Consider the following 22,277-nt stretch of genomic DNA (forward strand, 5'->3'; position numbering starts at 1 on the left):
TAGGCAGAGGGCGGCGCAGGGTCAATGAGAGGGACATGCCCATGGGGCGCTTTGCATTCGTCTTTGGTGCGGCTTTGCCGCTGGCTCTCGGCTCGGCCGCGCTGGCCGAGGATGTGGTGATCCGCATCGAGGCCAAGCGCGGGGCCGAGGCCGCTCAGGCCAGCGCCGAGGCATGGGGTGCACAGTTTCCCGATGTCGTAACCTTTCCGTTAAGCGAAGGCTGGGTCGGAATCGCCCTTGGCCCCATGCCGCGCGAAGATGCCGCAGCGCGGCTGGACGAGCTGAAACAACAGCGCAAAGTTCCGGGCGACAGCTTCATTGCCACCGCCGAGGGGCGCAGCTTTACCCCGCTGAACGTGACCGCCGCCGCCGAACCCGCAAACTCTGCCGGCAATGCCTCGACCTTCCCGCAGGACACGGCCGCAGCTGTGACCGGGGATCCGGCATCCCCGGCAGTCGCACCCGAACCGGTCGCCGAACCCGAGCCGGCGAAATTCTTCCTGCGCCTCGAATCAAGCCCCAATCGCGCCAAGGCCGAAGAGATGCTTGAAAAATGGCGCCAGACCCTGCCCGAATCCGGGCTCTGGACCCTGCCAAATGGCCGCTCGGCCATCGCCTTTGGCCCGATGGACGAGGCGACGGGCACCGCCTGGCTCAAGGCGTTCAAAAATGCAGGCGCGGTACCCAAGGACGCCTTCCTCTCACCCGCCGAGGACATGGGTGAGGTCGCCATTGCCGGCAAGACGCCCGAGCTTGGCGCCCCCCCGGCACCCGAGGCCGAGCCGGTTTCCATGCCTCCGCTTGAAGATATCCAGCGTGCCCTGCGTTGGGCCGGCCATTACGAAGGGTCCATCGACGGCAAGGACGGCCCGATGACCCGCGCCGCGATCGCGGCCGAGATCGTGCGCCTGCGGGCCTCTCCCGACACCGCCACCGCCATGGCCGAGCTCATCGCCCGCCGCGCTGCATGGCGGGCCGAAATGGGGCTGGCCGAGCTGCAGGACAGCCACACCGGCCTTACGCTGCCTGCCCCCATGGACAAGCTGCAATTCGAACGGGCAGAGCGTGCACTGTCGATCTATGGGCCCAAGGACGGCTCGGGTGCGGCGCTGATCCTCTTTTCACAGCCCGGCGGCCAACAGGAAATGCTGGACCTGGCAGGTCTTGTCACCGCCCTTGGCTGGGTACCGTCGCCTGAACGCAAGGTGACGCGTGGCGCAGTCACGCTTGATGGTCAGAACCAGACCCATATCGGCCATGCCGAAGCCAGGGTGATCGACGGCCGGGTACAGGGTTTTGTCCTGATCTGGCCGGTCTCGGACCCTGAAAACCAGCACCGCCTCGCGGCTGAAATTTCGGACAACCTGACCCGCTTTGCCCCCGGCGCAGGCGAAGCCCAGCCCGAGGTGCCGGCCATCGCCCCGGCAGACCCCCCCGAGACGCCCGCGCCGGAACCGGCCACCCCCGCGAACTAGCTGCGCCAGAACCGCGGCAGGAACAGGACAAGCACCGAGATCAGCTCAAGCCTGCCAAGGTACATGCCAAAGATCATCAGCCATTTCGACGCGGTGGGGAAATTCGTTACCCCACCGTTATCGGTCATCTCAGGCCCCCAGACAGTTCCAACGTTGGCAATCGCGGTCCAGGCCGCAGTCAGTGCGGTGCGCGGATGCAGCCCGGTCAGTGCCAACCCGATGATCAGCAGCCCAAAGGACAGGATGAACAGGGTAAAGAAGGACATGACCGAATCGATCACGTCCTCGTCCAGTGGGCGGCCATCGTAAAGCAGCGGGAACACCCGATGCGGCGACTGCATACGCCGCAGCTGCGCCTTGACCGCCTGAAACAGCACCAGATAGCGGAACACCTTGACTGAACATGAGGTCGAGCCGGTGCAACCTCCGATCAGCCCGACGACCAACAGGATGACAAAGGGGAAATGCCCCCATTGCGTCACATCCGTTGTGGATAGCCCCGTCCCGGAAAAGGCCGAAACCACGTTGAAAGTAGTTTCCCGGATAACATCCAGAGGGTTTTTTGCCTCCAGCCACAGCAGCCGGTAAAGGACGATCACCGCCACCGCATAAAAGGTCCAGCGCAGATAGGCCCGAACCTGAATGTCGCGCCATAAGGGCTCTGCCGAGCCCCGGATCAGCTGCACCATGCGGATAAAGGGAATCGAGGCCATGATCATAAAGAACGCGGCCGCATATTCCGGCGCACCGATATAGGGGCCGAAACTCGAGTTATAATTGGAAAACCCGCCGGTCGAACAGGTGGACAGCGCAAACACCAGCGCGTCAAACCCCTTCATCCCCAAAAGGATATAGACCACCATGCTACAGGCGGTCATGGCAATATAAACCCCGGTCATCTCGCGCGCGATGTCAAAGGCGCGGGGCAGGATCTTACCCAGAGTGTCAAAACCCTCCGAGCGAAAGAACTGCATCCCCCCGACCTTCATCACCGGCAGAAAGATCATGGCGACAACGATGATCCCAAGCCCGCCTGCCCAGTTCAGAAACGCCCGCCACAGATTCGTGCCCTTGGGCAAACTGTCCAGATCGGGAAAGACCGTGGTCCCTGTTGTGGTCATCCCCGACATGGCCTCGAAATAGGCGTCGGTGAAACTGGCCTGCGGCTCACCCAGCATAAAGGGCAGCGCCCCGGCAACCGGCACGACAAGCCACAGCATCGCGGTAAGCAGGAACACCTGCTGAATCGCAAGCGACTTGTCGGACTGCCGGGTGGACAAGGCGACAAGGCCACCTGCAAGCATGGTCAGAAAGCTGCTTCCCAGAAAGCTCATCCAATGAGCATCGCCATGCCACCAGTCCACCAGCATGGGCAGCGTCATCGCCGCCCCCAGCGTGACCACAACCTTGCCTACGATATTGGCGACGGGACGGATATCGATCATGCCGCCTGCTTGCCCCGCCGCCATGCAACCGTCAAGCGCGTGACGCTTGCGCAAGAACACGTCTGCCCCTATAGAAAAGCCCGATGCGGGTGTAGCTCAATGGTAGAGCAGCAGCCTTCCAAGCTGAATACGTGGGTTCGATTCCCATCACCCGCTCCATCCCCCACCTTCTTTCGTGCTGAAATATCCCGGGGGAGCGCCGCAGGCGCGGGGGCAGAGCCCCCATCCATCCAGCCAGTCACACCGCACAAGCCTTCGCCCTTCCGTTCGGGCCGGGGGCGCCCTATATCCTTCGGGCAACCCGCGGAAATGCGCCGAAAGGAAGCCGATGTCCCAGAAAGCCATGCAGCGCCTGTCCTTCTTTCTGTTGATGGGTCTGACGCTCTATGCTTCCTTTGTAGGCGCTGGCTAAGGGGGCAATGATGGCAAAGCGTTTCGGCGGCCGCTTTTCGCCGCAGCCCCAGCTGGACGGAACCGACCTGCGCGCCCCCGCGCGGCCAGCACCGGGCGAGTTCCGCCACCCGCTCGAATCGCGCACCCGCTGGGTGACGATCATGGCGATCCCCTTTCTCATCAGCGCCTTCTGGCAGGACCCGAACGGACTCGCGCTGCACCTGATCGCCTTTGGCGCCGTTGCCTCGGGCATGTGGATGACCCGCGAGGGACTGCAGGCCGAGGCTGCATATGACGCACGCCGCGTCGCACGCCGACCGGCGATCCCGCGCAAGCTCTTTGGGGGCATCCTGACTGGCCTTGGCCTTGCCATCGGCTCTTATGTGCCGGGGGCAGAGGCAGGCGCAGGCGTGATCGGCTTTGCCGGGGCCATGCTGCACTGGCTGGCATTCGGCACCGACCCGATACGTGACAAGGGGATGGAGGGCATCGACGGTTACCAACAGGACCGCGCCCAACGCATCGTGGCCGAGGGCGAAGCCCATCTGAAGGCCATGCAGGACGCGATTCTGCGGACCGGCGATCGCCGGCTTGAGGCCCGTGTCGGCATGTTCGCTGCCACCGCCCGCGAACTTTTCAGCCATGTCGAGGAAAACCCCGACACCATCTCCGCCGTGCGCCGCTATCTCAGCGTCTATCTGCAAGGGGCGCGCGATGCGACAGTGAAATTCGCCGATCTCTATGTCCAGACCCGCGACCAGCGCGCCCGGCAGGATTATGAAACGCTGCTTACCGATCTGGAAACCGAATTCGCCGCCCGCAGCGCCCGCTTGCTCGAAGGGGGGCGCACCGATCTCGACATTGAAATCAGCGTGCTGCGCGACCGGCTGGTTCGCGAAGGGGTCCGCCCCGCGCCCACCCCACCGGCCGAGCCGGCAGAGCTGCAGCGCCCGATGACACTGGACGATCTGCTGATTCCCCGCGAATCGGAAAAGTCGCGCCGTTAGACCATGCCTCGTTTCGCGCTGCTGATCGAATATGACGGCGGTCCCTTCGCCGGCTGGCAGGCGCAGGCCGACCGCCCCAGCGTGCAAGGCGCGGTCGAGGCCGCATTGGCCCGTCTTGACCCTGGCTTTGCCCAGGGCGCCCGCATCGCTGCCGCCGGTCGCACCGATGCCGGTGTACATGCGACTGGTCAGGTCGCCCATGCCGATCTGATTCGTGACTGGGACCCGTTCCGCCTCTCTGAGGCATTGAACTGGCACCTGAAACCTGCGCCCGTCGCCATCCTTGCCGTGGCAAGGGTCGATGATGAGTTTCATGCCCGCTTCTCAGCCTTTGAGCGGCGCTACCTGTTCCGCCTGATTTCGCGCCGCGCGCCGCTGACGCATGATCGTGGCCGCGCCTGGCAGGTCTCGCACCCGCTGGATCTGGCCGCCATGCGCGAGGGCGCAGCGCATCTGCTGGGGCGGCACGACTTTACCACCTTCCGTTCGACCATGTGTCAGGCGAAAAGCCCGGTGAAAACGCTGGATGAGTTGACGATCACCGAGGCCGAGATCCCGCAAGGGCGCGAATACCGCTTTACCCTGCGCGCACGCTCATTTCTGCATAATCAGGTGCGCTCGATCGTCGGAACGCTTGAGCGGGTTGGCGCGGGCTCATGGCCCCCCGACCGCGTCGCCGAGGCATTGGAGGCGCGCGACCGCGCCGCCTGTGGCCCGGTTTGCCCGCCGCAGGGGCTGTACCTGACAGGGGTCAGCTATCCGCAAGACCCCTTCGCCACAAGCTAGCAGCAGCCGATCATTCGGCCGGAACACCGGGCCGGGTCTGAGAGGGTTGGATCTGGGAAAGCGCCGGCGTCGAAGCCCGCGCGGATTGCAGGCGCGGCCCGCCAGAGACAGCGACTTTCTGCGCTGTGTTCTCGGAGACGGGTTTGCCTGCCTCCAGCTTTTGTCCGCTGGGCACCCGGCGGGCGCGGCGGCCCTGCCAGTTCGGGATCAGCACGGTCATCACCGTATGCCAGATGATCCACAGATCCATGCGCAAGCTGCGGCGGCGCTGATAGATCAGGTCCAGACGCAATTTGGTCGGCAGGCAGCGACGGTAATAGGCGGCCTCGGTCGCCTCTGCCGTCTGGCAGCGCGCCATGATCCGGTCCTCATGCGCATGATAGATCATCGTCGCAAGCCCGGTGACACCTGGCCGGTTCTTCAGCACCTGTGAATAAAGCGCAGGGAAACGTTCGACATATTCGCGCAGCGGCGGACGCGGGCCGACAAAGCTCATATCGCCGCGCAGGATGTTGAAAAGCTGCGGCAGCTCGTCGATGCGGGTACGGCGCAGGATGCGGCCGACACGGGTGATGCGCCAATGCTTATGCCCGCCGGTCGCACCGAAATCCCCTTCGTCCCGCAGCATGGTGCGGAACTTCAGCAGGTTGAACGGCTCACCCGGCGCGCGCATGCGGGGCGCGACGTACAGCAGGGGCCGCCCTTGAGTGACCAGCAAAACCACCGCAACCACGGCCATGACGACCGACAGGGGGACAAGCAGAACAAGTGCCAGAAAAATGTCAAAAAGGCGCTTGCCCAAGGTCATGCCGACCCGGGTCTGCGCCTCTTCACGTGCGATCCAGCCCAGATCGACATTTGTTATCGAGGCCAGATCGCGACGGTCGGCTTTGTCCCAATCGTGGTGAATCGTCACAATACCGTCCCGCGTTTGGCACCTTGGAGAACTTTTCCCGCCTAACATAGCGACTTGCAATTTGAAACTCCTGCAAGCGCGAAACAGAGCGAGACTTGCAGAACCGTGTCCTTTCGGCCAGTCTTTGCTTATTCTGGGCAGCCAAGGCAGGGTACATGCGGAAATTTCTGGTGGTTCTGGATGACACGCGAGAATGTCTGAATGCTATCCGCTACGCCGCTCTACGCGCAGCCAAGACTGGCGGCGGAGTTCAGGTTCTCGGGGTGATTCCGGCCACAGCTATCCAGCATGGCATGGGCGTCGCCGAGGTTATGCGCGCCGAGGCATATGAGCGGATCGAGGCGCATTACGAAGTCTTTGCCAAATGGATGCGCGACCGCCCCGGCATCGAGCCCGAACTGGTGGTCCGCGAAGGAGAGCCCGCGACCGAGCTATTGGCCCAGATCCATACCGATCCCGAAATCGGCGTGGTGGTGCTGGCGGCCGCGACCGAAAACGCCGGTCCCGGACCTCTGGTCACAAGACTGATGCGAGAGGTCGCCAGCCTGCCCTGCACCATCACCATCGTGCCCGGCGACATCTCGCGCGAACGGCTGGAACAGATCACCTGATGAACCGTGGGCTGGCCTTGGCCACGCTTGCGGCGATTCCAGTGCTTGCATGGATATTTCATCAACTTGGCCACCTTGAGGGGCTGCGCCCGCTGACGGCCATTGCAATCGGGCTTGGGCTTTACTGGACACTTATCGTCGGCGCGCTCTGGCATTGCGACGGATGGTCGCTACGCCCTTACCTGCCCCCGGGCCTGACGCTGCTGGCCCTGACAGCATTCGTCGCTGCCTGCGCCCTTTGGGCCGGAACCGCACCGCTGCAACTGTCGGCACATGTGTCTGGCGCGGTCGCTTTGGCCGCGCTGATCAACGGCACCCTGGAAGAGGCTTTCTGGCGTGGCGCACTGATTCCCCGCCCCGGCCCAAGCGCGCAGGCTGTGGCCACAGGGCTATTCATCCTGTGGCATCTGGCCCCTGCCCTTGCCATGGCACGGCTTGATGCGCCGGGCGGCGGGGTTGGCACCATCCTTGGGGCAACAGTGATTGCGCCGTTTCTGATGGCGGCACGGCTGTCCTCGGGGACGGCGGGGGCCGGGGCGATTGCGCATGTGCTGGTCAATTTCCTTGTCTTTGCAAGGCTCGCCGCGGCGAATGGAATACCGGTCTGACTTGACTTGTTCCCCCTTCGATCCCCATATCCGAGGGCAAAGGAGCCCGCGCCATGTTCATCCAGACCGAAACCACCCCCAACCCCGCGACGCTGAAGTTTCTGCCGGGTGAAACCGTGCTCGGCGACGGCACCGCTGATTTCCCCGCGCCCGAGGCTGCGGCCACCAGCCCGCTGGCCCGCCGCATCTTTGCCGTTCCGGGCGTGACCGGGGTGTTTCTCGGTTCGGATTTCGTGACGGTGACCAAGGCCGATGATGCGGTCTGGGACCATCTGAAACCCTCGGTCCTTGGCGCGATCATGGAGCATTACCAGTCCGGCGCTCCGGCCATCGAAGGCGCGACCGGCAGCGCCCATAACGATCAGACCGGCCCCGATGCCGAAATCGTCAACCAGATCAAGGAACTGCTGGACACCCGCGTCCGCCCCGCCGTGGCGCAGGACGGCGGCGACATCACCTTCCACGGCTTTGATCGCGGCGTCGTCTATCTGCATATGCAGGGCGCTTGCGCCGGCTGCCCTTCGTCCACGCTGACCCTGAAAATGGGCATCGAGAACCTGCTGCGCCATTACATCCCGGAAGTGACCGAGGTGCGGCCCGTTGGCTGAGACGTTTTCGCTGGGTTTCGACACATCGGCCGCGCATTGCGCGGCCGCTTTGCTGCAAGGCGACAAGCTGCTGGCCCACCGCCACGAGGAAATGGCCCGCGGCCAGGCCGAGCGTCTGTTTCCTCTGCTTGAAGAGGTGCTGACCGGGGCTGGCGTCGTCTGGAGCCAGCTTTCGGTTCTTGGCTGCGGTATCGGGCCGGGAAATTTTACCGGTATCCGCATCTCGGTTGCGGCGGCGCGGGGGCTCGCCTTGTCGCTTGGCATCCCCGCAGTAGGCGTCGGCGTAACCGAGGCTGCCGCGCATGGCCTGCCTCGCCCCTGTCGTGTCGCTGTCCCCGCCCGTAATGGCGAGGTGATCTGGCAGGATTTCGGCCCCGGCCTTACCTCGATGCCCGAACAGGGAACGTTGCACGATCTGCCTGCGGGGCCACCGTTATTGTCCCCCGTGATGCCACTGGCCGAGGCAATTGCCCGCATTGCGGCCGAACGGCGTGACCATCCGGATCTGCCGCGCCCGGCCCCGATCTATCTGCGCCCGGCCGATGCAGCCCCGGCGCGTGACCATGCGCCGCCCATCCTGCCCTGACGCCGCCATGACCCCCCAAACGCTGGCCGCACTGCATCGCAGCGCCTTTACCACCCATCCCCGCCCATGGTCCGAGCCTGAGTTTAAGGGCCTGTTGACCAGCCCGGCGAATTTCCTGCTGACCCGCCCACCCCACGGCTTTCTGCTGGGTCGTTGCATCGTGGATGAGGCCGAGTTGCTGACGCTGGCCATCGCACCCGAGGCAAGGCGTCAGGGCCTGGCCTCTGCCCTGCTCGACGAATTCGCCGCCACGTCATGCCAGCGGGGCGCGGTCCGGGCATTTCTTGAGGTCGCCTCGGACAATGTTCCGGCCTTGGCACTTTACGCAGGTGCTGGCTGGGAAACCGTTGGAAAGCGACGTGATTATTACGCCTCTGGCGTCGATGCAGTACTGATGCAGCGAACGCTTTGATCCCGGATAAGCCTGTTGACGGATTTGGGCCCATGCGCCCTAATTCGTAAATCCTGGGCTGACTCGCCCGTAACCCGTTTTGAGGCTCGATATGTCCCTGATGAAATCTCTGCTTGCCGGTGCCTGCCTGACTTTCATGCCGCTGGCGGCTCTGGCCGATCCGGCACTGATCTTCGATCTGGGCGGGAAGTTCGACAAATCCTTCAACGAAGCCGCCTATGAAGGCGCCGAGCGCTGGAAGGCCGAGACCGGGGGCAGCTACAAAGAGCTGGAAATGCAGTCCGAGGCGATGCGCGAACAGGCGCTGCGTCGGCTGGCGCAATCGGGGGCCAATCCCATCGTGATGACCGGCTTTGCCTTTGGCGAGGTGCTGAACAAAATCGCCCCGGACTATCCCGACACGAAATTCGTCATCATTGACACGACCGTCGAACAGCCGAACGTACAATCCGTGGTCTTTACCGAGGAACAGGGCTCGTATCTCGCCGGGATCGCGGCAGCCAAGGCCTCGAAATCCGGCACGGTCGGCTTTATCGGCGGCATGGATATCCCGCTGATCCACAAGTTCGAATGCGGCTATGCCCAAGGGTTCAAGGCCGCCCGCCCCGATGGCAAGGTCATCATCAACTATACCGGCACCACCCCCGCAGCATGGAACGACCCGGTGAAGGGGGGCGAGCTGCTCAAGGCGCAAGTCTCGCAACAGGCAGACGTGGTCTATGCGGCGGCTGGCGGTACCGGCATTGGCGTGCTGCAGGCGGCGGCAGATGCCGGAGTGCTGTCGATTGGTGTCGACAGCAACCAGAACCACCTGCATCCGGGCAAGGTGCTGACTTCGGTCGTCAAGGGCGTCGACGTCTCGGTTTATGAGGCGTTCAAGGCCGGGGCCGAGGTCCAGCCGGGCATCAAGGTCATGGATCTTGCCTCGGGTGGGGTATCGCTGGCGATGGACGACAACAACAAGCCGCTCATTACCGACGAGATTACGGCCGCCGTCGATGCCGCCGCCAAGGCGATCACCGCAGGCGAAATCAAGGTGCATGACTACATGACCGACAACACCTGCCCGGTTCAGTAACATGGCGCTTGCTGGCGCGACAGGCACGGCCCCCGCAATCGAATTGCGGGGGATTTCCAAGGCCTTCGGGCCGGTGCAGGCAAACCGGAACATCGACCTGGTCGTGCCCCGCGGCACGATCCACGGCATCATCGGCGAAAATGGGGCCGGGAAATCGACGCTGATGTCGATCCTCTACGGCTTTTACCGTCCCGATGCCGGCGAGATCCTGATCGGCGGCCAGCCGGTCACGATCAGCGACAGCCAGGCGGCGATCCGCGCCGGCATCGGCATGGTGTTCCAGCATTTCAAGCTGGTGCCGAATTTCACCGTGCTGGAAAACATTATCCTTGGGGCCGAGGACCGAGGGTTTCTGCGCCATTCGCTGTCCCGCGCGCGAGGCGAGTTAAAGCGCCTGGCCGAGGAATATGGGCTGCAGGTCGACCCCGACGCGGCAGTCGAGGAATTGTCTGTCGGCCATCAGCAACGGGTCGAGATCCTCAAGGCGCTTTATCGTCAGGCCGATATCCTGATTCTGGACGAACCGACCGGCGTTCTGACCCCGGCCGAAGCAGACCACCTGTTCCGCATCCTGCGTGGCCTCAAGGATGAGGGCAAAACCATCATCCTGATCACCCACAAGCTGCGCGAGATCATGGAGATCACGGACAACGTCTCGGTCATGCGGCGAGGTGAGATGGTGGCCTCGGTCCGCACTGCCGGGACGAACCCGACAGAGCTGGCCGAACTGATGGTGGGACGCAAGGTTCTGCTGCGGGTCGAAAAGACCCCCGCCCAGCCCGGCGCACCGGTGCTTGAGGTTCGGGGCCTTGGCATGGTCGATGCGGACGGGGTCGAGCGGCTGCGCGGCATCGACCTTGAAGTCCGCGCGGGCGAAATCGTCGGCATCGCAGGCGTGGCAGGAAACGGCCAGACGCAACTTCTTGAAATTCTGGGTGGTTTTCCCGAACCCGGTGCAAGGTTGCAGGGCGAAATCCGGCTGAACGGCACGCCCCTGCCCCTTAGCGGCACTGGCGCAGACGGCCGCGCCCGGCGCGCAGCGGGAATAGGCCATGTCCCCGAGGACCGGCAGGTCGAGGGGCTGATCATGGATTTCTCGGCCTGGGAAAACAGCGCCTTTGGCTATCACGACGCGCCGCAATTCCAGAACGGGCTGCTGATGGACAATGCCGCGATCCGCGCCGACGCGGCCGACAAGATGCAGCGTTTCGACGTCCGCCCCCCGAACCCCGACCTTGCGGCCAAGAATTTCTCCGGCGGCAATCAGCAGAAAATCGTGGTCGCGCGCGAGATCGAGCGTAACCCCGATCTGCTGCTGATCGGCCAGCCAACACGCGGGGTGGATATTGGCGCGATCGAGTTCATTCACAAACGCATCGTAGCCCTGCGCGATGCGGGCAAAGCGGTGTTGCTTGTCTCGGTCGAACTGGATGAAATTATGGCGCTATCTGACCGCATCGCGGTGATGTTTGACGGCCGGATCATGGGTGAGCGTCTGCCGGCCAGCACCACGGCCGGAGAGCTGGGCTGCCTGATGGCCGGGGTCGAACCCGCCGCGGCACCGGCGACCAGCGGAGGCGCCGAATGACGCGCTGCATGTCCCGGCCCAGAGGGCCCCAGAATATGAATATGCCGGGAGGGGCAGGTTAATGGAGCGAATGCCGAAATGGGCGGATGTGATCGTGACGCCGCTGATCTCGCTGGCTCTGGCCTTTGCCATCTCGGCGCTGGTGATCCTGGCCATCGGGGAAAGCCCGGTCGAGGCGCTGAAGGTCATGGTCGAAGGGGCGCTCGGCTCTAGCTACGGCTGGGGATTCACCCTCTATTACACGACGAATTTCGTCTTTACCGGCCTTGCCGTCATGGTCGCCTATCACGCTGGCCTCTTCAACATCGGGGGCGAGGGGCAGGCCGCGATGGGTGGGCTGGGCGTGACACTGGTGGTGCTGGCTCTGCCCTGGCCGCATTGGGCGCTGGCGCTGCCCGCCGCCGTGGTGGGCGCTGCGCTGTTTGGCGCGCTCTGGGCGCTGATCCCGGCCTGGCTGCAGGCCAAGCGTGGCAGCCATGTCGTCATCACCACGATCATGTTCAACTTTATCGCCGCGGCGCTGCTGAACTATGTGCTTGTGAACCTGCTGCGCCCGGTGGGCAGCATGGACCCTGCCTCGGCGAATTTTCCGCCGGCGACCCATCTGCCCAAACTTTCCGATATGGCGCTGGCATTCGGGATCGACTGGGGCAGGAACACCCCGGCCAATATCGCCTTTTTCATCGCCATCATCGCTTGCCTGCTGGTCTGGTTGCTGATCTGGCGCACGCGGCTGGGTTATGAGATCCGCGCTTTCGGCAAGTCCGAGCCAGCCGCGCTTTACGCCGGTATCTCTCCGGTAAGGATCACCGTGGTCGCCATGCTGATATCCGGCGCGCTGGCAGGTCTGATGGCGGTCAACAACGTCATGGGCGAGGCCGAGAGGCTGGTCCTGAATGCCGTCGAGGGCGCGGGCTTCATCGGCATCGCCGTCGCGCTGATGGGACGCAACCATCCGCTTGGCGTATTCCTTGCCGCGCTGCTTTTTGGTTTTCTTTATCAGGGCGGAGGAGAGCTTGCCCTCTGGACCTCGATTCCGCGCGAACTGATCGTCATCATTCAGGCATTGGTGATCCTGTTCACCGGGGCGCTCGACAACATGGTGCGCATGCCGCTTGAGCGGCTGTTCCTGACCCTGAACCGCAAGAGAGGCTGAGATGGATTTCGCAACCATCCTGCAAATCCTTGATTCCGCCATGCGGCTGATGACGCCCCTGCTGCTCGCCTGCCTCGCCGGGCTTTACTCGGAACGTGCCGGCGTCTTTGACATAGGACTTGAGGGCAAGATGCTGATGGCGGCCTTTGCCTCGGCCTCGGTCGCCTATGCGACAGGCAGCGCCTGGGCCGGGCTTCTGGCAGGGATCACAGGCGCAGTGGCGCTGGCGCTGCTGCACGGGCTTGCCTCGATCACCTTCCGGGGCAATCAGCTTATCTCGGGCGTGGCGATCAACTTTCTCGCTTCGGGGCTGACCGTTCTGCTAGGGCAAAAGATCTTTGAGCTCGGCGGCCGAACCCCCTCGCTATCCGGCGCGGCGCGGTTTGACGCGATCACCCTGCCCTTTGCCGACAGCCTGCGCCCGGTGCCGGTGATCGGCCCGATCTATGTCGAGCTGATCTCGGGCCACACGATCCTTGTCTATGTCGCCTTCGCCATCGTACCGCTGACCTGGTGGGTGCTTTACCGCACCCGCTTTGGCCTGCGGCTGCGCGCGGTGGGCGAGAACCCGGCCTCGGTCGATACCGCCGGGGTCTCGGTCACGCGGCTGCGTTATGCCGCAGTGCTGATCTGTGGCCTGCTTTGCGGGCTTGCCGGGGCCTATCTCGCCACTGGCATTTCCGCTGGTTTCGTCAAAGAAATGACCGCCGGACGCGGCTTTATCGCACTGGCGGCACTCATCTTCGCCAAATGGCGACCATGGAGCGCATTGGGCGCAACCTTCCTCTTTGGTCTGCTCGAGGCAGTGGCGAACCGCTTTCCCAATCTGGACCTCGGCTTTGTCACCGTGCCGTCGATGTTCATGAACGCGCTGCCTTATATCCTGACCGTCATCATCCTGGCCGGCTTTGTCGGCCGCGCCATACCGCCCCGCGCGGGAGGAGAGCCCTATGTCAAAGAGCGCTGAGCTTGCCCGCCTGATCCAGGGCCGTGCCGGAAACGCCGCACCCGAATACGGGCTGATCCTCGGCTCTGGCCTCGGGCATCTCGCCAGCGCGGTAGAAGGCACCGCAATCCCCTATTCCGACCTGCCCGGCTTTCCCCATGCCGGGGTTTCGGGCCATGTGCCGCAGCTCGTGATCGGCCAGTTCGAAGGCCGCCGCGTCGCGGTCTTCGGCGGCAGGGCGCATTATTACGAAGCGGGCCGCGCGGATGTGATGCGCCTGCCGCTTGAGGTGCTCAAGGCGCTTGGCTGCGAACGGCTCTTGCTGACAAATGCCGCCGGCAGCCTGCGCGCCGAGATGCCGCCCGGCTCACTCATGCTGCTTTCGGACCATATCGCTTTCGCGGGCACCAACCCGCTGATCGGCGAACCTTCCGAGGCCCGCTTCGTACCCATGACCAAAGCCCATGACCCGCAAATCCGCGCCGCCCTGAAAGCCGCTGCCAAGGCCGAGGACATCCCCCTGCCCGAAGGCGTCTATTGCTGGTTTTCAGGTCCCTCGTTCGAAACCCCGGCCGAAATCCGCGCCGCCCGCACCCTCGGCGCTGACGCGGTCGGTATGTCCACCGTGCCCGAGGTGATTCTCGCACGCTTTCTCGGCCTCAAATGTGCAGCCGTCTCGGTCATCACCAATATGGGCGCGGGGCTTTCGGATGAATCGATCAGCCACGAACATACCAAGGCGATGGCCCCGCTCGGTGCCGCCAAGCTGGAACGCATCCTGCGCCGCTTTCTGACCCAGAGCAGCTGACAGCGTTTCTTTCGTGTTCAAATATCCCCGCCGGAGGCACGCAACCTGACCACCGGCGCTACCCCGCCAGATTCATCCCGGCCAGCACCGCCTCGACCCGATCAGCTGCGCCCTCGGGGTCCTCAAGGCTTTCCAGCGCCACTACGGGCCCCCGCCCGTCATCATGGCGTGCCCGGTGCTTGTCATAGCGCGGGTCGTAATGATGACGCATCAGCCCCTCGGCAAGCCCAGCCCAATCGGCGACGTCAATCAGGCGCAACCAATCCTCTATCCGCTCGGCCGGATGCAGCGGTCGCAGCAGGTCCACGATGCGCGCCACAGCTGCGGGGTCGGCGCTGGTGTCGGCATAGACCCGGGCAGTATAGGCGGCGCGAGCTTCGACCGGAACGGCCAGCCGGATACGCGGCGCGGCAATGATCGCCTGCCAGATACCGCGTGGCAGGTTCACGTCACCGATGCGCGAACTCTCGGCCTCGACAAGCAGCGGCCGGCTTGAATCCAAAGCCTCCAGCGCCACGGCAAGTCGACCCTCGAAACATTTCTGGCTGGGCTGACCACCGGGCATCGCGCCAAACAGGCTGCCACGATGATTTGCAAGCCCCTCAAGGTCGATGACCTGATGACCACGTGCGGCAAGGCGCTGCAGGATCTCGGTCTTGGCACTGCCGGTATTGCCGTCCAGCACCACGACAGGTGCGGTGACCAACTGCTGCACCCGCTCAACCACCAGCGCACGCCATGCCTTGTAACCTCCCCCGACGCGCCCGACGCGCCAGCCGATCTGGGCAAGAATGGTCGCAAAGGCACCCGACCTCTGACCGCCCCGCCAGCAATAGACCAAGGGCCGCCAGCCGCCGCCATGCCCGGCCAGCGACCCGGCAATGTGGCGCGCGGCATTGGCGGCGACCATGGCACCACCCAGCTTGCGGGCATCAAAGGGGGAAACCTGTTTGTAGATCGTGCCGACCTGGGCACGTTCCTCGTCCGACAGCACCGGCAGGTTGACCGCGCCGGGCAGATGATCCTCGGCATATTCCGACGGAGATCGGACGTCGATAATGGTGTCGAATCCGGCAAGCGCCGGATCCGACAGCGATTTCAGGCGGATATCCACTTAGTAGACGTAGACCGGAGTCCCGATCGGAACCTGCTCATACAGGTCCATCACTGCCTCGTTACGCATACGGATACAGCCGTTCGAGACAGCCCGGCCGATCGAATTCGGCTCGGTCGTGCCGTGAATGCGGATCGCGGTGTCGTTGCCCTTGGCGTCATAGAGATACAGCGCGCGCGCACCCAGCGGGTTGGTCGGACCACCCGGCATGCCATCAGCCCATTTGGCATATTGTGCGGGCTTGCGCTTGATCATCGCAGGGGTCGGCGTCCAGCTTGGCCATTCGGTCTTGCGACCGACCGTAGCGCGACCTTTCCAGACCAGCTCATCCTTGCCCACGGCAACGCCATAGCGGATCGCCCGGCCCGGAGCGATGACGTGGTACAGGAAAAAGTCCTTGGAAACCACGACGATGCTGCCAACCTCGAAATCGCTGCGGATTGCAACCTCGGTCGGGGCATAGGGGTCGCGCTTGGGCTCGGCACGTTTCGTCTGCGCCGCTGGCTGAGCCCGCTCCTGGGTCAGAGCCAGCGTAGGCACGGCCACCAAAGGCAACGCGGCCATCAGCATCTGTCTGCGATTCATCTGTTTGTCCCAAATTCTTCGATGTTCCTTGATCCAGCGCCTAACCTCTTGAACCGCCCGGATCAACTCAAAGCGCCGTGACGCGGTTGAAACGCGCAAGGAACGTGCCCAGGTTACATCAGGAAAGGACCGTCTGCCATGATCCGTGCAACCTGCGCCCCGACTGAACGCCTGCCGCGCCGCGCGGCCACACGTGTCCCGCATCTGTGCCGGGATCGGAGTGGGCGTGGTTGTCGCTGTCATGTCTCTGCCCGGCTGCGGCAGGCCCGACCGGCACTTGCCGGCAATGGCCACGCGCTGCGCTGGCGCCCCGACCCCGGTAAAGGGGTACCGCGCCATCAGGTCCTGCATCACCAGCCCCAGCGCCAGCAGGCTCCGCCGTTTCCTGTCTGAATAGCGCCCTTCCCGCATTCTGACAGGGTAAGCCAATGAGAAATCATCATAACGATGCCGAGCTGACCATCGCCGGCATGAGCTGTGCCTCTTGTGTAGGCCGCGTCGAAAAGGCGCTGGCCGCTGTACCGGGGATCGAAAACCCGCAGGTCAACCTTGCGACCGGACGCGCACGCTTTGTCGTGAACTCTGCCGATGCCCTGCCCCGCGCAATCGAGGCGCTGGCCGGTGCCGGTTATCCGGCCGAACCGCTGGAGACCCGGCTGAACATCGACGGGATGACCTGCGCCTCTTGCGTCGGTCGCGTCGAAAAGGCGCTCTCGGCCATGCCAGGCGTGACTTCTGCGCAGGTCAATCTGGCCACCGGCAGCGCCACAATCCACCATTCCCCCGCCGTAACGCCCCAGACGCTGGCCGAGACGGTCACCGCCAAGGGTTATCCCGCGCAGGTGCAGGCCGAGGCAGGCCACCACATGCACGACCACTCGGCCGATGCCGCCACGCTTCGGCGCAATTTCCTGATCGCGCTGGTTCTCACCCTGCCGATCTTTGTGGCCGAAATGGGTGGCCATATCTTTCCGGCCTTCCATCACTGGCTTTCCATGGCGCTGGACCAGCGCCTGCTGTGGATTGGCGAATTCGTGCTGACGACGGCGGTGCTGGCGGGACCGGGGCGGATGTTCTTTCGCATCGGCTTTCCCGCCCTGATGCGCCGCGCACCCGAGATGAACAGCCTGGTCGCGCTTGGTGCCTCGGCGGCGTGGCTCTATTCGACCGTGGCAACCTTTGCGCCGGGCCTGCTGCCGTCTGAATCAGTGCATGTCTATTACGAGGCCGCCGCCGTCATCGTCACGCTGATTCTGCTGGGCCGCTGGCTTGAGGCGCGGGCCAAAGGACAGGCGGGCGACGCCATCCGCCGCCTGATCGAGCTTACCCCAGACACCGCCCGGGTCGAACGGAACGGCAGCATCCGCGACATTCCGGTGGCCGAACTGCGCACCGGTGACATCGTCCACCTGCGCCCGGGCGAGCGGGTGGCCGTCGACGGTGTGCTGACCGAGGGCAGCGGCGCCATCGACGAATCCATGCTGACGGGCGAGCCGGTTCCAGTCACCAAAACGACCGGAGACCCCGTGACCGGCGGCACGGTCAACGGCACCTCGGCCCTTGCCTATCGCGTCACCGCCACGGGTGGCGACACGGTTCTTGCGCGCATCATCCGCATGGTCGAGGATGCACAGGCAACCAAACTTCCGGTTCAGGCACTGGTGGACCGCATCACCGCGGTCTTTGTTCCGGTCGTGATCGGGCTTGCGATCCTGTCCTTTGCGCTGTGGCTGATCTTTACCGGCTCGCTCGGGCAAGCGATGGTTGCGGCGATATCGGTCCTGATCATCGCCTGCCCCTGTGCAATGGGGCTGGCGGTGCCGGTCTCGATCATGGTCGGCACCGGGCGGGGTGCCGAACTGGGCGTGCTGTTCCGGCGCGGCGATGCGCTGCAACGGCTGGCCGATGCCCGCATCGTCGCCTTTGACAAGACCGGAACGCTGACCCAGGGCGCGCCCGCCCTGACCGCGATCAAGGCCGAGGGCATGACGCCCGAAGATGCGCTGCGCCTTGCCGCGTCTGCCGAAGCACGTTCCGAGCATCCTCTTGCCGCCGCCATCACTGCTGCCGCCCGTGACAAAGGGCTGGAGCTGCCACCGGCCGAGGACGTCCAGGCCACGGTGGGACGCGGCCTGTCAGCCCGGGTCGAGGGACGCGCACTGCTGATCGGCAATGCCGCCGCACTGACCGAAAGCGGGATCACCACCTCGTCCACGCTGATCGCGGCTGCCCGGGGATGGGCTGCGAATGGCGCAACCCCCGTGCATCTGGCCGTCGACGGCCAGCATGTAGCAGCCATGGCGCTGGCCGACCCGATCCGCCCCGAGGCTGCGGAAACGGTGGCAAAGCTGCACGAACTGGACCTGCAGACTGCGATGATCTCGGGTGATGTGCAGGCCACGGCCGAGGCGGTTGGCCGCCAGCTTGGCATCGACCGCGTGACCGCTGGCGTCCTGCCCGAGGGCAAGCTGGCCGCGATCCGCGATATGGGCGCAGGCACGGTCTTTGTCGGTGACGGGATCAACGACGCCCCGGCGCTTGCCGCGGCCGAGACCGGCATCGCCATCGGCACCGGCACCGATGTCGCCATCGAATCGGCCGAGGTGGTTCTGATCGGCGGCGACCCGTTGGGCGTGGTGCGTGCCATCCGCCTGTCGCGCAGCGTCATGCGCAACATCCGGCAGAACCTGTTCTGGGCCTTTGGCTATAATGCCGCGCTGATTCCGGTGGCCATGGGGGCGCTGGTGCCCTTTGGCGGGCCACAGCTTTCGCCCATGCTGGGGGCGGGTGCGATGGCACTGTCATCGGTCTTTGTGGTCAGCAACGCATTGCGCCTGAAACGAGCCGGATAATGCTGAGAATCCTTGTCCTGATCATGACCCTGGCCGCCGCACAGATGGCGGCGGCCGCCCCGCTGCGCATTCTCGCCTTTGGCGACAGCCTGACCGAAGGTTATGGTCTGCCGCGCCATCACGGGCTGGTGCCGCAGCTGCAGAGCTGGCTAAAGGCGCGTGGCCATGACGTGGTTGTGCTGAACGGAGGCCTTTCGGGCGACACCACCGCCGGCGGGCGGGTACGGATCGGCTATTCGCTGGCCCGCCATAAACCCGATGCGGTGATCGTCGAGCTGGGCGGCAACGACCTGCTGATGGGTTTCGGTCCGGCCATGGTCGAGGACAATCTGGATTCGATTCTGAAACAGGCCGGCAAGGGCGGAAAGCCGCTCTTGCTGGTCGGCATCGCCTTGCCAGACGAGAACGATCCGCTGCGCGAGGACTGGGCCACGATCTGGCCCCGCCTGGCCCAAAAACACGGCACCTTGCTGATGGAAAACCTCTACCAGCCGCTTTTTGACCTGCCGGGCGAAGATTACAAAACCATGCTGCAATCCGACAAGCTGCATGCCTCGGCTGAGGGGGTCAGACTGATCATCGAATCGCTGGGCCCCAAGGTCGAGGAACTGATCGCCGCTGCCAGCATCCCGCGCTGATCACCAGAGGTAAGCGGTTAGCGCCCGTTCCGAACCGGTAAGCGCGCCCCGACCTTGCCGCAGGTTCCGAAATCCAGCACCAGATCGACCTCCTCCCCCTCGGCCAGCGGGTGATTCAGCCCCATCAGCATCAGATGTTCGCCCCCGCGGACGAGTTCGTGGCGCCCCCCGGCAGGGATCGCGACCGGGTCCATCTTGACCATGCGCATCATCCCGCCCTCTTCGCGGTTGCCGTGCAGCTCAACCCGCTGAGCGGCCTCAGAGGCAGCGGCAGAAAGTGTACAGGCCGCCTGCCCCTGATTCTCGATCACCATGAAAGCCGCGCCGGACCGGGGATTGGTCGAGCGGACATAGCCATCGCGCAGCACCAGATCCTGTCCCAGCACGGCGCAGGGCAGCAAGGTCAGACAGAAAGCGGCAGAAAGGAATTTCATGGCAGGCCTCATTCCGGTCGCAGCGGGTTAAGCCAAGGATGCCAGAGAGCATTCACGCGAAAAAGCCCCGCCGGGAACGGCAGGGCGCACGCATCCTCAACGGGGCCAAATCGGAACCCCTGTCAGGAAATCGCGAATCAGGCTTTCGCCAGATCGCGCTTGATTTTCAGGGCACGCTCGGACAGCTCAGAGTCCTTGGCCTTGGCCAGGAAAGCGTCCAGACCGCCACGGTGGTCAACCGAACGCAGCGCCGCGGCCGAGATGCGCAGCTGGAAGCTGCGGCCCAGTTTCTCCGACAGCAGCGAAACTTCGTTCAGGTTCGGCAGAAACCGGCGGCGGGTCTTGTTGTTGGCGTGGGACACGTTGTTGCCGCTCATCGGGCCCTTGCCGGTCAGTTCGCAAACGCGCGACATGATCTTGTTCCTTCGCTTCGATCCTGCACGGGCGTCTGCCCGCAATATGAAAGGGCGCCGCGTGGCAGCGCCCGGAAATCCGTTTGCGGGGGATAAAGGCAGACGGCCAGCGCGTCAAGCCTTTTCGCCGGGTTTTCGCGGCCCGTCGCCCCGGATTACGGCGGAATATGCCCGGTTTTCATGATCGAGCAAAGCCCGTTTGCGCCACAGCCCGCCACCATAGCCGGTCAGCTGCCCGTCCAAACCGGTTACGCGATGGCAGGGAATCACTATGGCAAGCTGGTTGGCGCCATTTGCCCCTGCCGCAGCCCGCACTGCCAAAGGCCGCCCGACGCGCCGCGCAAGCTCGCTGTAACTGATGGTGATGCCCGGAGGGATCTGCTGCAGCGCCTGCCAGACCTCTTGCTGAAAAGGCGTGCCATACAGCGCCAGAGGCAGGTCGAACCCGGCAAGCGTTCCGGCAAAATAGCCGGCGATCTGGCCCTCGGTCCGGTCGATGACGGCATTCCGTCCGGCGCTGATGCCTCCCCCGGCAATCCGGTGCAGGCGCGTCAGCTCGGCGGGCAGTTCCTTGCGCTCAACAAACTCCAGCAGATGCAGCCGGGCGTCATCTGCAACCGCGATCATCCCGCCAAGGGGTGTGCTGAACCCCGCCGCCACAAGAGCCATCTGCCCGCCCGAGACCGGCGCAAGCAGCTCTGCAAGCGCCGGGCCGGGATCAGGCTGCGGGTCAGGCCCTACGCTCATGCGCCTGCAGCCCGGCGTCAGAAGCGTCCAGCCAATCGAGCATCTGCGCCGCCGCCGAATCAGGGTCGCCTTCCCCCCGCGCCACGGCATCCCCAACCTCGCGCAGTCGGGCGCGCACCTCGGGCCGCTCAAGCCGTGCCAGCAGACCCGCGCGCAGCTCGGACAGGAACCAATGGCGCGCCTGCTCGGCCCGCCGGGCCACAAAATGACCATGATCGCGCCGCCAATCGGCAAGCCAGGTCATATTATCCCAAGCCTTTTCCAGCCCCACGCCGGTATAGGCAGAGACCGGCAGTGCCTTGGGGAACCCCTCGGGGTCATAGGGGCGCTTGCGCAAAAGCCGCAGCGCACCCGCGTAATCGGCAACCGTGCGCAGGGCAGTTTCACGCAGATCGCCGTCTGCCTTGTTCACCAGGATCAGGTCCGCGATCTCCATGATGCCGCGCTTGACCCCCTGCAGCTCATCGCCGCCAGCAGGGGCCAGCAGCAGGATAAAGAGGTCCGACATCTCGGCAACCAGCGTTTCGGACTGACCAACACCCACCGTCTCGATCAGGACGACGTCAAAGCCCGCCGCCTCGCACAACCGCACCGTTTCGCGGGTACGGCGCGCCACCCCGCCCAGCTCGGCCCGCGAGGGTGAGGGGCGGATAAAGGCGTTCGGATCGCGGCTGAGCTCTTCCATCCGGGTCTTGTCGCCCAGAATCGAGCCGCCCGAACGTGCCGAGCTGGGATCAACCGCCAGCACAGCGACCTTAAGCCCCTGCGCAGTCAGCATCTTGCCAAAAGCCTCGATAAAGGTCGATTTGCCGACGCCCGGCGTGCCCGACAGGCCGATGCGCAGCGCCTGCCGCCGGGGCAGCTCGGCCATCAGCGCCACGGCACGGGCGCGATGGTCAGGACGGGTGCTTTCGATCAGCGTAATCGCGCGGGACAGCGCGCGGCGATTGCCCTGCGTCAGGGGTTCGGTCAGTTCATCCATGGCCACTCCCGGCGGCGTCCTAGCAAGGCGGGGGTCGACTGCCCCGCCCCTTGTGGATATTTCCACCGAGGGGACATGTAAACGCCGGG

General features: G+C 64.4%; 24 protein-coding genes and 1 tRNA gene. 17 read left to right on the forward strand and 8 right to left on the reverse strand.

Translation table 11 applies throughout. The features are described 5' to 3' along the window. The first annotated feature begins 35 nt into the window (after positions 1 to 35). On the forward strand, positions 36 to 1,475 hold the full coding sequence (locus PARACOCCUSGL_RS0103580) for a peptidoglycan-binding domain-containing protein (RefSeq protein ID WP_010393128.1): 1,440 nt from the start codon (positions 36 to 38) through the stop codon (positions 1,473 to 1,475). Here the strand turns inward: PARACOCCUSGL_RS0103580 and PARACOCCUSGL_RS0103585 are convergent. After that, positions 1,472 to 2,920: a TrkH family potassium uptake protein gene (locus PARACOCCUSGL_RS0103585; protein ID WP_029371442.1), complete on the reverse strand. Its 1,449-nt coding sequence runs from the start codon at positions 2,918 to 2,920 to the stop codon at positions 1,472 to 1,474. The two genes, PARACOCCUSGL_RS0103580 and PARACOCCUSGL_RS0103585, sit on opposite strands and share 4 nt — an antisense overlap. A gap of 85 nt (positions 2,921 to 3,005) precedes the next feature. Between PARACOCCUSGL_RS0103585 and PARACOCCUSGL_RS0103590 the strand changes: the two genes are divergently transcribed. The 3 genes from PARACOCCUSGL_RS0103590 to truA all read left to right on the forward strand — a co-directional run bounded on the left by PARACOCCUSGL_RS0103590 (position 3,006) and on the right by truA (position 5,106). Continuing rightward, positions 3,006 to 3,079: transfer RNA gene (locus PARACOCCUSGL_RS0103590), tRNA-Gly, on the forward strand. Positions 3,080 to 3,342: 263 nt separating this feature from the next. Further along, complete coding sequence (locus PARACOCCUSGL_RS0103600; protein WP_040601687.1) at positions 3,343 to 4,320, forward strand: 5-bromo-4-chloroindolyl phosphate hydrolysis family protein; 978 nt, start codon at positions 3,343 to 3,345, stop codon at positions 4,318 to 4,320. 3 nt (positions 4,321 to 4,323) lie between these two features. Next, positions 4,324 to 5,106, forward strand: coding sequence for a tRNA pseudouridine(38-40) synthase TruA (truA, locus tag PARACOCCUSGL_RS0103605; protein ID WP_010393131.1), 783 nt, complete (start codon positions 4,324 to 4,326; stop codon positions 5,104 to 5,106). Between the two features lie 10 nt (positions 5,107 to 5,116). Here truA and PARACOCCUSGL_RS20235 read toward each other — a convergent pair whose 3' ends face one another. Next, entirely contained in the window at positions 5,117 to 6,022 is a 906-nt protein-coding gene (locus PARACOCCUSGL_RS20235) for a sugar transferase (RefSeq protein ID WP_010393134.1), read from the reverse strand. A gap of 155 nt (positions 6,023 to 6,177) precedes the next feature. On the opposite strand from PARACOCCUSGL_RS20235, the gene PARACOCCUSGL_RS0103615 reads away from it, so the two are divergent. The 10 genes from PARACOCCUSGL_RS0103615 (at position 6,178) to PARACOCCUSGL_RS0103660 (ending at position 14,423) form a co-directional block, all read left to right on the forward strand. Continuing rightward, on the forward strand, positions 6,178 to 6,633 hold the full coding sequence (locus tag PARACOCCUSGL_RS0103615) for a universal stress protein (protein WP_010393136.1): 456 nt from the start codon (positions 6,178 to 6,180) through the stop codon (positions 6,631 to 6,633). Continuing rightward, positions 6,633 to 7,241: a type II CAAX prenyl endopeptidase Rce1 family protein gene (locus PARACOCCUSGL_RS0103620; RefSeq protein ID WP_010393138.1), complete on the forward strand. Its 609-nt coding sequence runs from the start codon at positions 6,633 to 6,635 to the stop codon at positions 7,239 to 7,241. The genes PARACOCCUSGL_RS0103615 and PARACOCCUSGL_RS0103620 overlap by 1 nt, the downstream gene beginning before the upstream one ends. Positions 7,242 to 7,294: 53 nt before the next feature. Next, entirely contained in the window at positions 7,295 to 7,849 is a 555-nt protein-coding gene (locus PARACOCCUSGL_RS0103625; protein ID WP_010393139.1) for a NifU family protein, read from the forward strand. Then, positions 7,842 to 8,435 carry a tRNA (adenosine(37)-N6)-threonylcarbamoyltransferase complex dimerization subunit type 1 TsaB gene (gene tsaB / locus PARACOCCUSGL_RS0103630; protein ID WP_010393141.1) on the forward strand — a complete coding sequence of 198 codons (594 nt, stop codon included), beginning with the start codon at positions 7,842 to 7,844 and terminating at the stop codon, positions 8,433 to 8,435. Before PARACOCCUSGL_RS0103625 ends, tsaB begins: the two co-directional genes overlap by 8 nt. 7 nt (positions 8,436 to 8,442) lie before the next feature. Next, positions 8,443 to 8,847, forward strand: a complete 405-nt coding sequence (locus PARACOCCUSGL_RS0103635) for a GNAT family N-acetyltransferase (protein WP_029371445.1) — start codon at positions 8,443 to 8,445, stop codon at positions 8,845 to 8,847. Between the two features lie 91 nt (positions 8,848 to 8,938). Then, positions 8,939 to 9,925 carry a BMP family protein gene (locus PARACOCCUSGL_RS0103640; protein WP_010393147.1) on the forward strand — a complete coding sequence of 329 codons (987 nt, stop codon included), beginning with the start codon at positions 8,939 to 8,941 and terminating at the stop codon, positions 9,923 to 9,925. A gap of 1 nt (position 9,926) precedes the next feature. Beyond that, a complete protein-coding gene (locus tag PARACOCCUSGL_RS0103645) occupies positions 9,927 to 11,513 on the forward strand; it encodes an ABC transporter ATP-binding protein (RefSeq protein ID WP_010393148.1) in 1,587 nt (528 codons plus the stop codon). Between the two features lie 61 nt (positions 11,514 to 11,574). Further along, complete coding sequence (locus PARACOCCUSGL_RS0103650; RefSeq protein WP_029371447.1) at positions 11,575 to 12,669, forward strand: ABC transporter permease; 1,095 nt, start codon at positions 11,575 to 11,577, stop codon at positions 12,667 to 12,669. A 1-nt stretch (position 12,670) separates the two neighbouring features. Then, a complete protein-coding gene (locus PARACOCCUSGL_RS0103655) occupies positions 12,671 to 13,636 on the forward strand; it encodes an ABC transporter permease (protein ID WP_010393153.1) in 966 nt (321 codons plus the stop codon). Next, positions 13,620 to 14,423, forward strand: a complete 804-nt coding sequence (locus PARACOCCUSGL_RS0103660) for a purine-nucleoside phosphorylase (RefSeq protein ID WP_010393155.1) — start codon at positions 13,620 to 13,622, stop codon at positions 14,421 to 14,423. The genes PARACOCCUSGL_RS0103655 and PARACOCCUSGL_RS0103660 overlap by 17 nt, the downstream gene beginning before the upstream one ends. A 58-nt stretch (positions 14,424 to 14,481) precedes the next feature. Here PARACOCCUSGL_RS0103660 and mnmH read toward each other — a convergent pair whose 3' ends face one another. Both mnmH and PARACOCCUSGL_RS0103670 read right to left on the reverse strand, forming a co-directional pair. Continuing rightward, positions 14,482 to 15,537, reverse strand: a complete 1,056-nt coding sequence (gene mnmH / locus PARACOCCUSGL_RS0103665; protein ID WP_010393157.1) for a tRNA 2-selenouridine(34) synthase MnmH — start codon at positions 15,535 to 15,537, stop codon at positions 14,482 to 14,484. After that, entirely contained in the window at positions 15,538 to 16,122 is a 585-nt protein-coding gene (locus PARACOCCUSGL_RS0103670) for a L,D-transpeptidase (RefSeq protein WP_029371451.1), read from the reverse strand. 138 nt (positions 16,123 to 16,260) lie between these two features. Between PARACOCCUSGL_RS0103670 and PARACOCCUSGL_RS21745 the strand changes: the two genes are divergently transcribed. From PARACOCCUSGL_RS21745 to PARACOCCUSGL_RS0103680, 3 genes are read left to right on the forward strand one after another with little or no spacing between them, the layout of a single operon-like run. After that, a complete protein-coding gene (locus PARACOCCUSGL_RS21745) occupies positions 16,261 to 16,515 on the forward strand; it encodes a hypothetical protein (protein WP_138918276.1) in 255 nt (84 codons plus the stop codon). A 35-nt stretch (positions 16,516 to 16,550) separates the two neighbouring features. Continuing rightward, positions 16,551 to 18,974 (forward strand): heavy metal translocating P-type ATPase, encoded by a 2,424-nt coding sequence (locus PARACOCCUSGL_RS0103675; RefSeq protein ID WP_010393163.1) that lies wholly within the window; start codon positions 16,551 to 16,553, stop codon positions 18,972 to 18,974. Next, positions 18,974 to 19,612, forward strand: a complete 639-nt coding sequence (locus tag PARACOCCUSGL_RS0103680; protein ID WP_010393166.1) for an arylesterase — start codon at positions 18,974 to 18,976, stop codon at positions 19,610 to 19,612. The genes PARACOCCUSGL_RS0103675 and PARACOCCUSGL_RS0103680 overlap by 1 nt, the downstream gene beginning before the upstream one ends. A 17-nt stretch (positions 19,613 to 19,629) precedes the next feature. Here the strand turns inward: PARACOCCUSGL_RS0103680 and PARACOCCUSGL_RS0103685 are convergent, their stop codons facing one another. The 4 genes from PARACOCCUSGL_RS0103685 to meaB all read right to left on the reverse strand — a co-directional run bounded on the left by PARACOCCUSGL_RS0103685 (position 19,630) and on the right by meaB (position 22,188). Further along, complete coding sequence (locus PARACOCCUSGL_RS0103685) at positions 19,630 to 20,046, reverse strand: copper chaperone PCu(A)C (RefSeq protein WP_010393167.1); 417 nt, start codon at positions 20,044 to 20,046, stop codon at positions 19,630 to 19,632. A 137-nt stretch (positions 20,047 to 20,183) separates the two neighbouring features. After that, a complete protein-coding gene (rpmB, locus tag PARACOCCUSGL_RS0103690) occupies positions 20,184 to 20,459 on the reverse strand; it encodes a 50S ribosomal protein L28 (protein WP_010393169.1) in 276 nt (91 codons plus the stop codon). Positions 20,460 to 20,573: 114 nt separating this feature from the next. Further along, on the reverse strand, positions 20,574 to 21,206 hold the full coding sequence (locus PARACOCCUSGL_RS20240) for a methylated-DNA--[protein]-cysteine S-methyltransferase (RefSeq protein WP_010393171.1): 633 nt from the start codon (positions 21,204 to 21,206) through the stop codon (positions 20,574 to 20,576). Then, a complete protein-coding gene (gene meaB / locus PARACOCCUSGL_RS0103700; RefSeq protein ID WP_010393173.1) occupies positions 21,190 to 22,188 on the reverse strand; it encodes a methylmalonyl Co-A mutase-associated GTPase MeaB in 999 nt (332 codons plus the stop codon). Before meaB ends, PARACOCCUSGL_RS20240 begins: the two co-directional genes overlap by 17 nt. Between the last annotated feature and the right edge of the window lie 89 nt (positions 22,189 to 22,277).

It is taken from the genome of Paracoccus sp. TRP (assembly GCF_000185925.1).
Taxonomy (GTDB): Bacteria; Pseudomonadota; Alphaproteobacteria; order Rhodobacterales; family Rhodobacteraceae; genus Paracoccus; species Paracoccus kondratievae.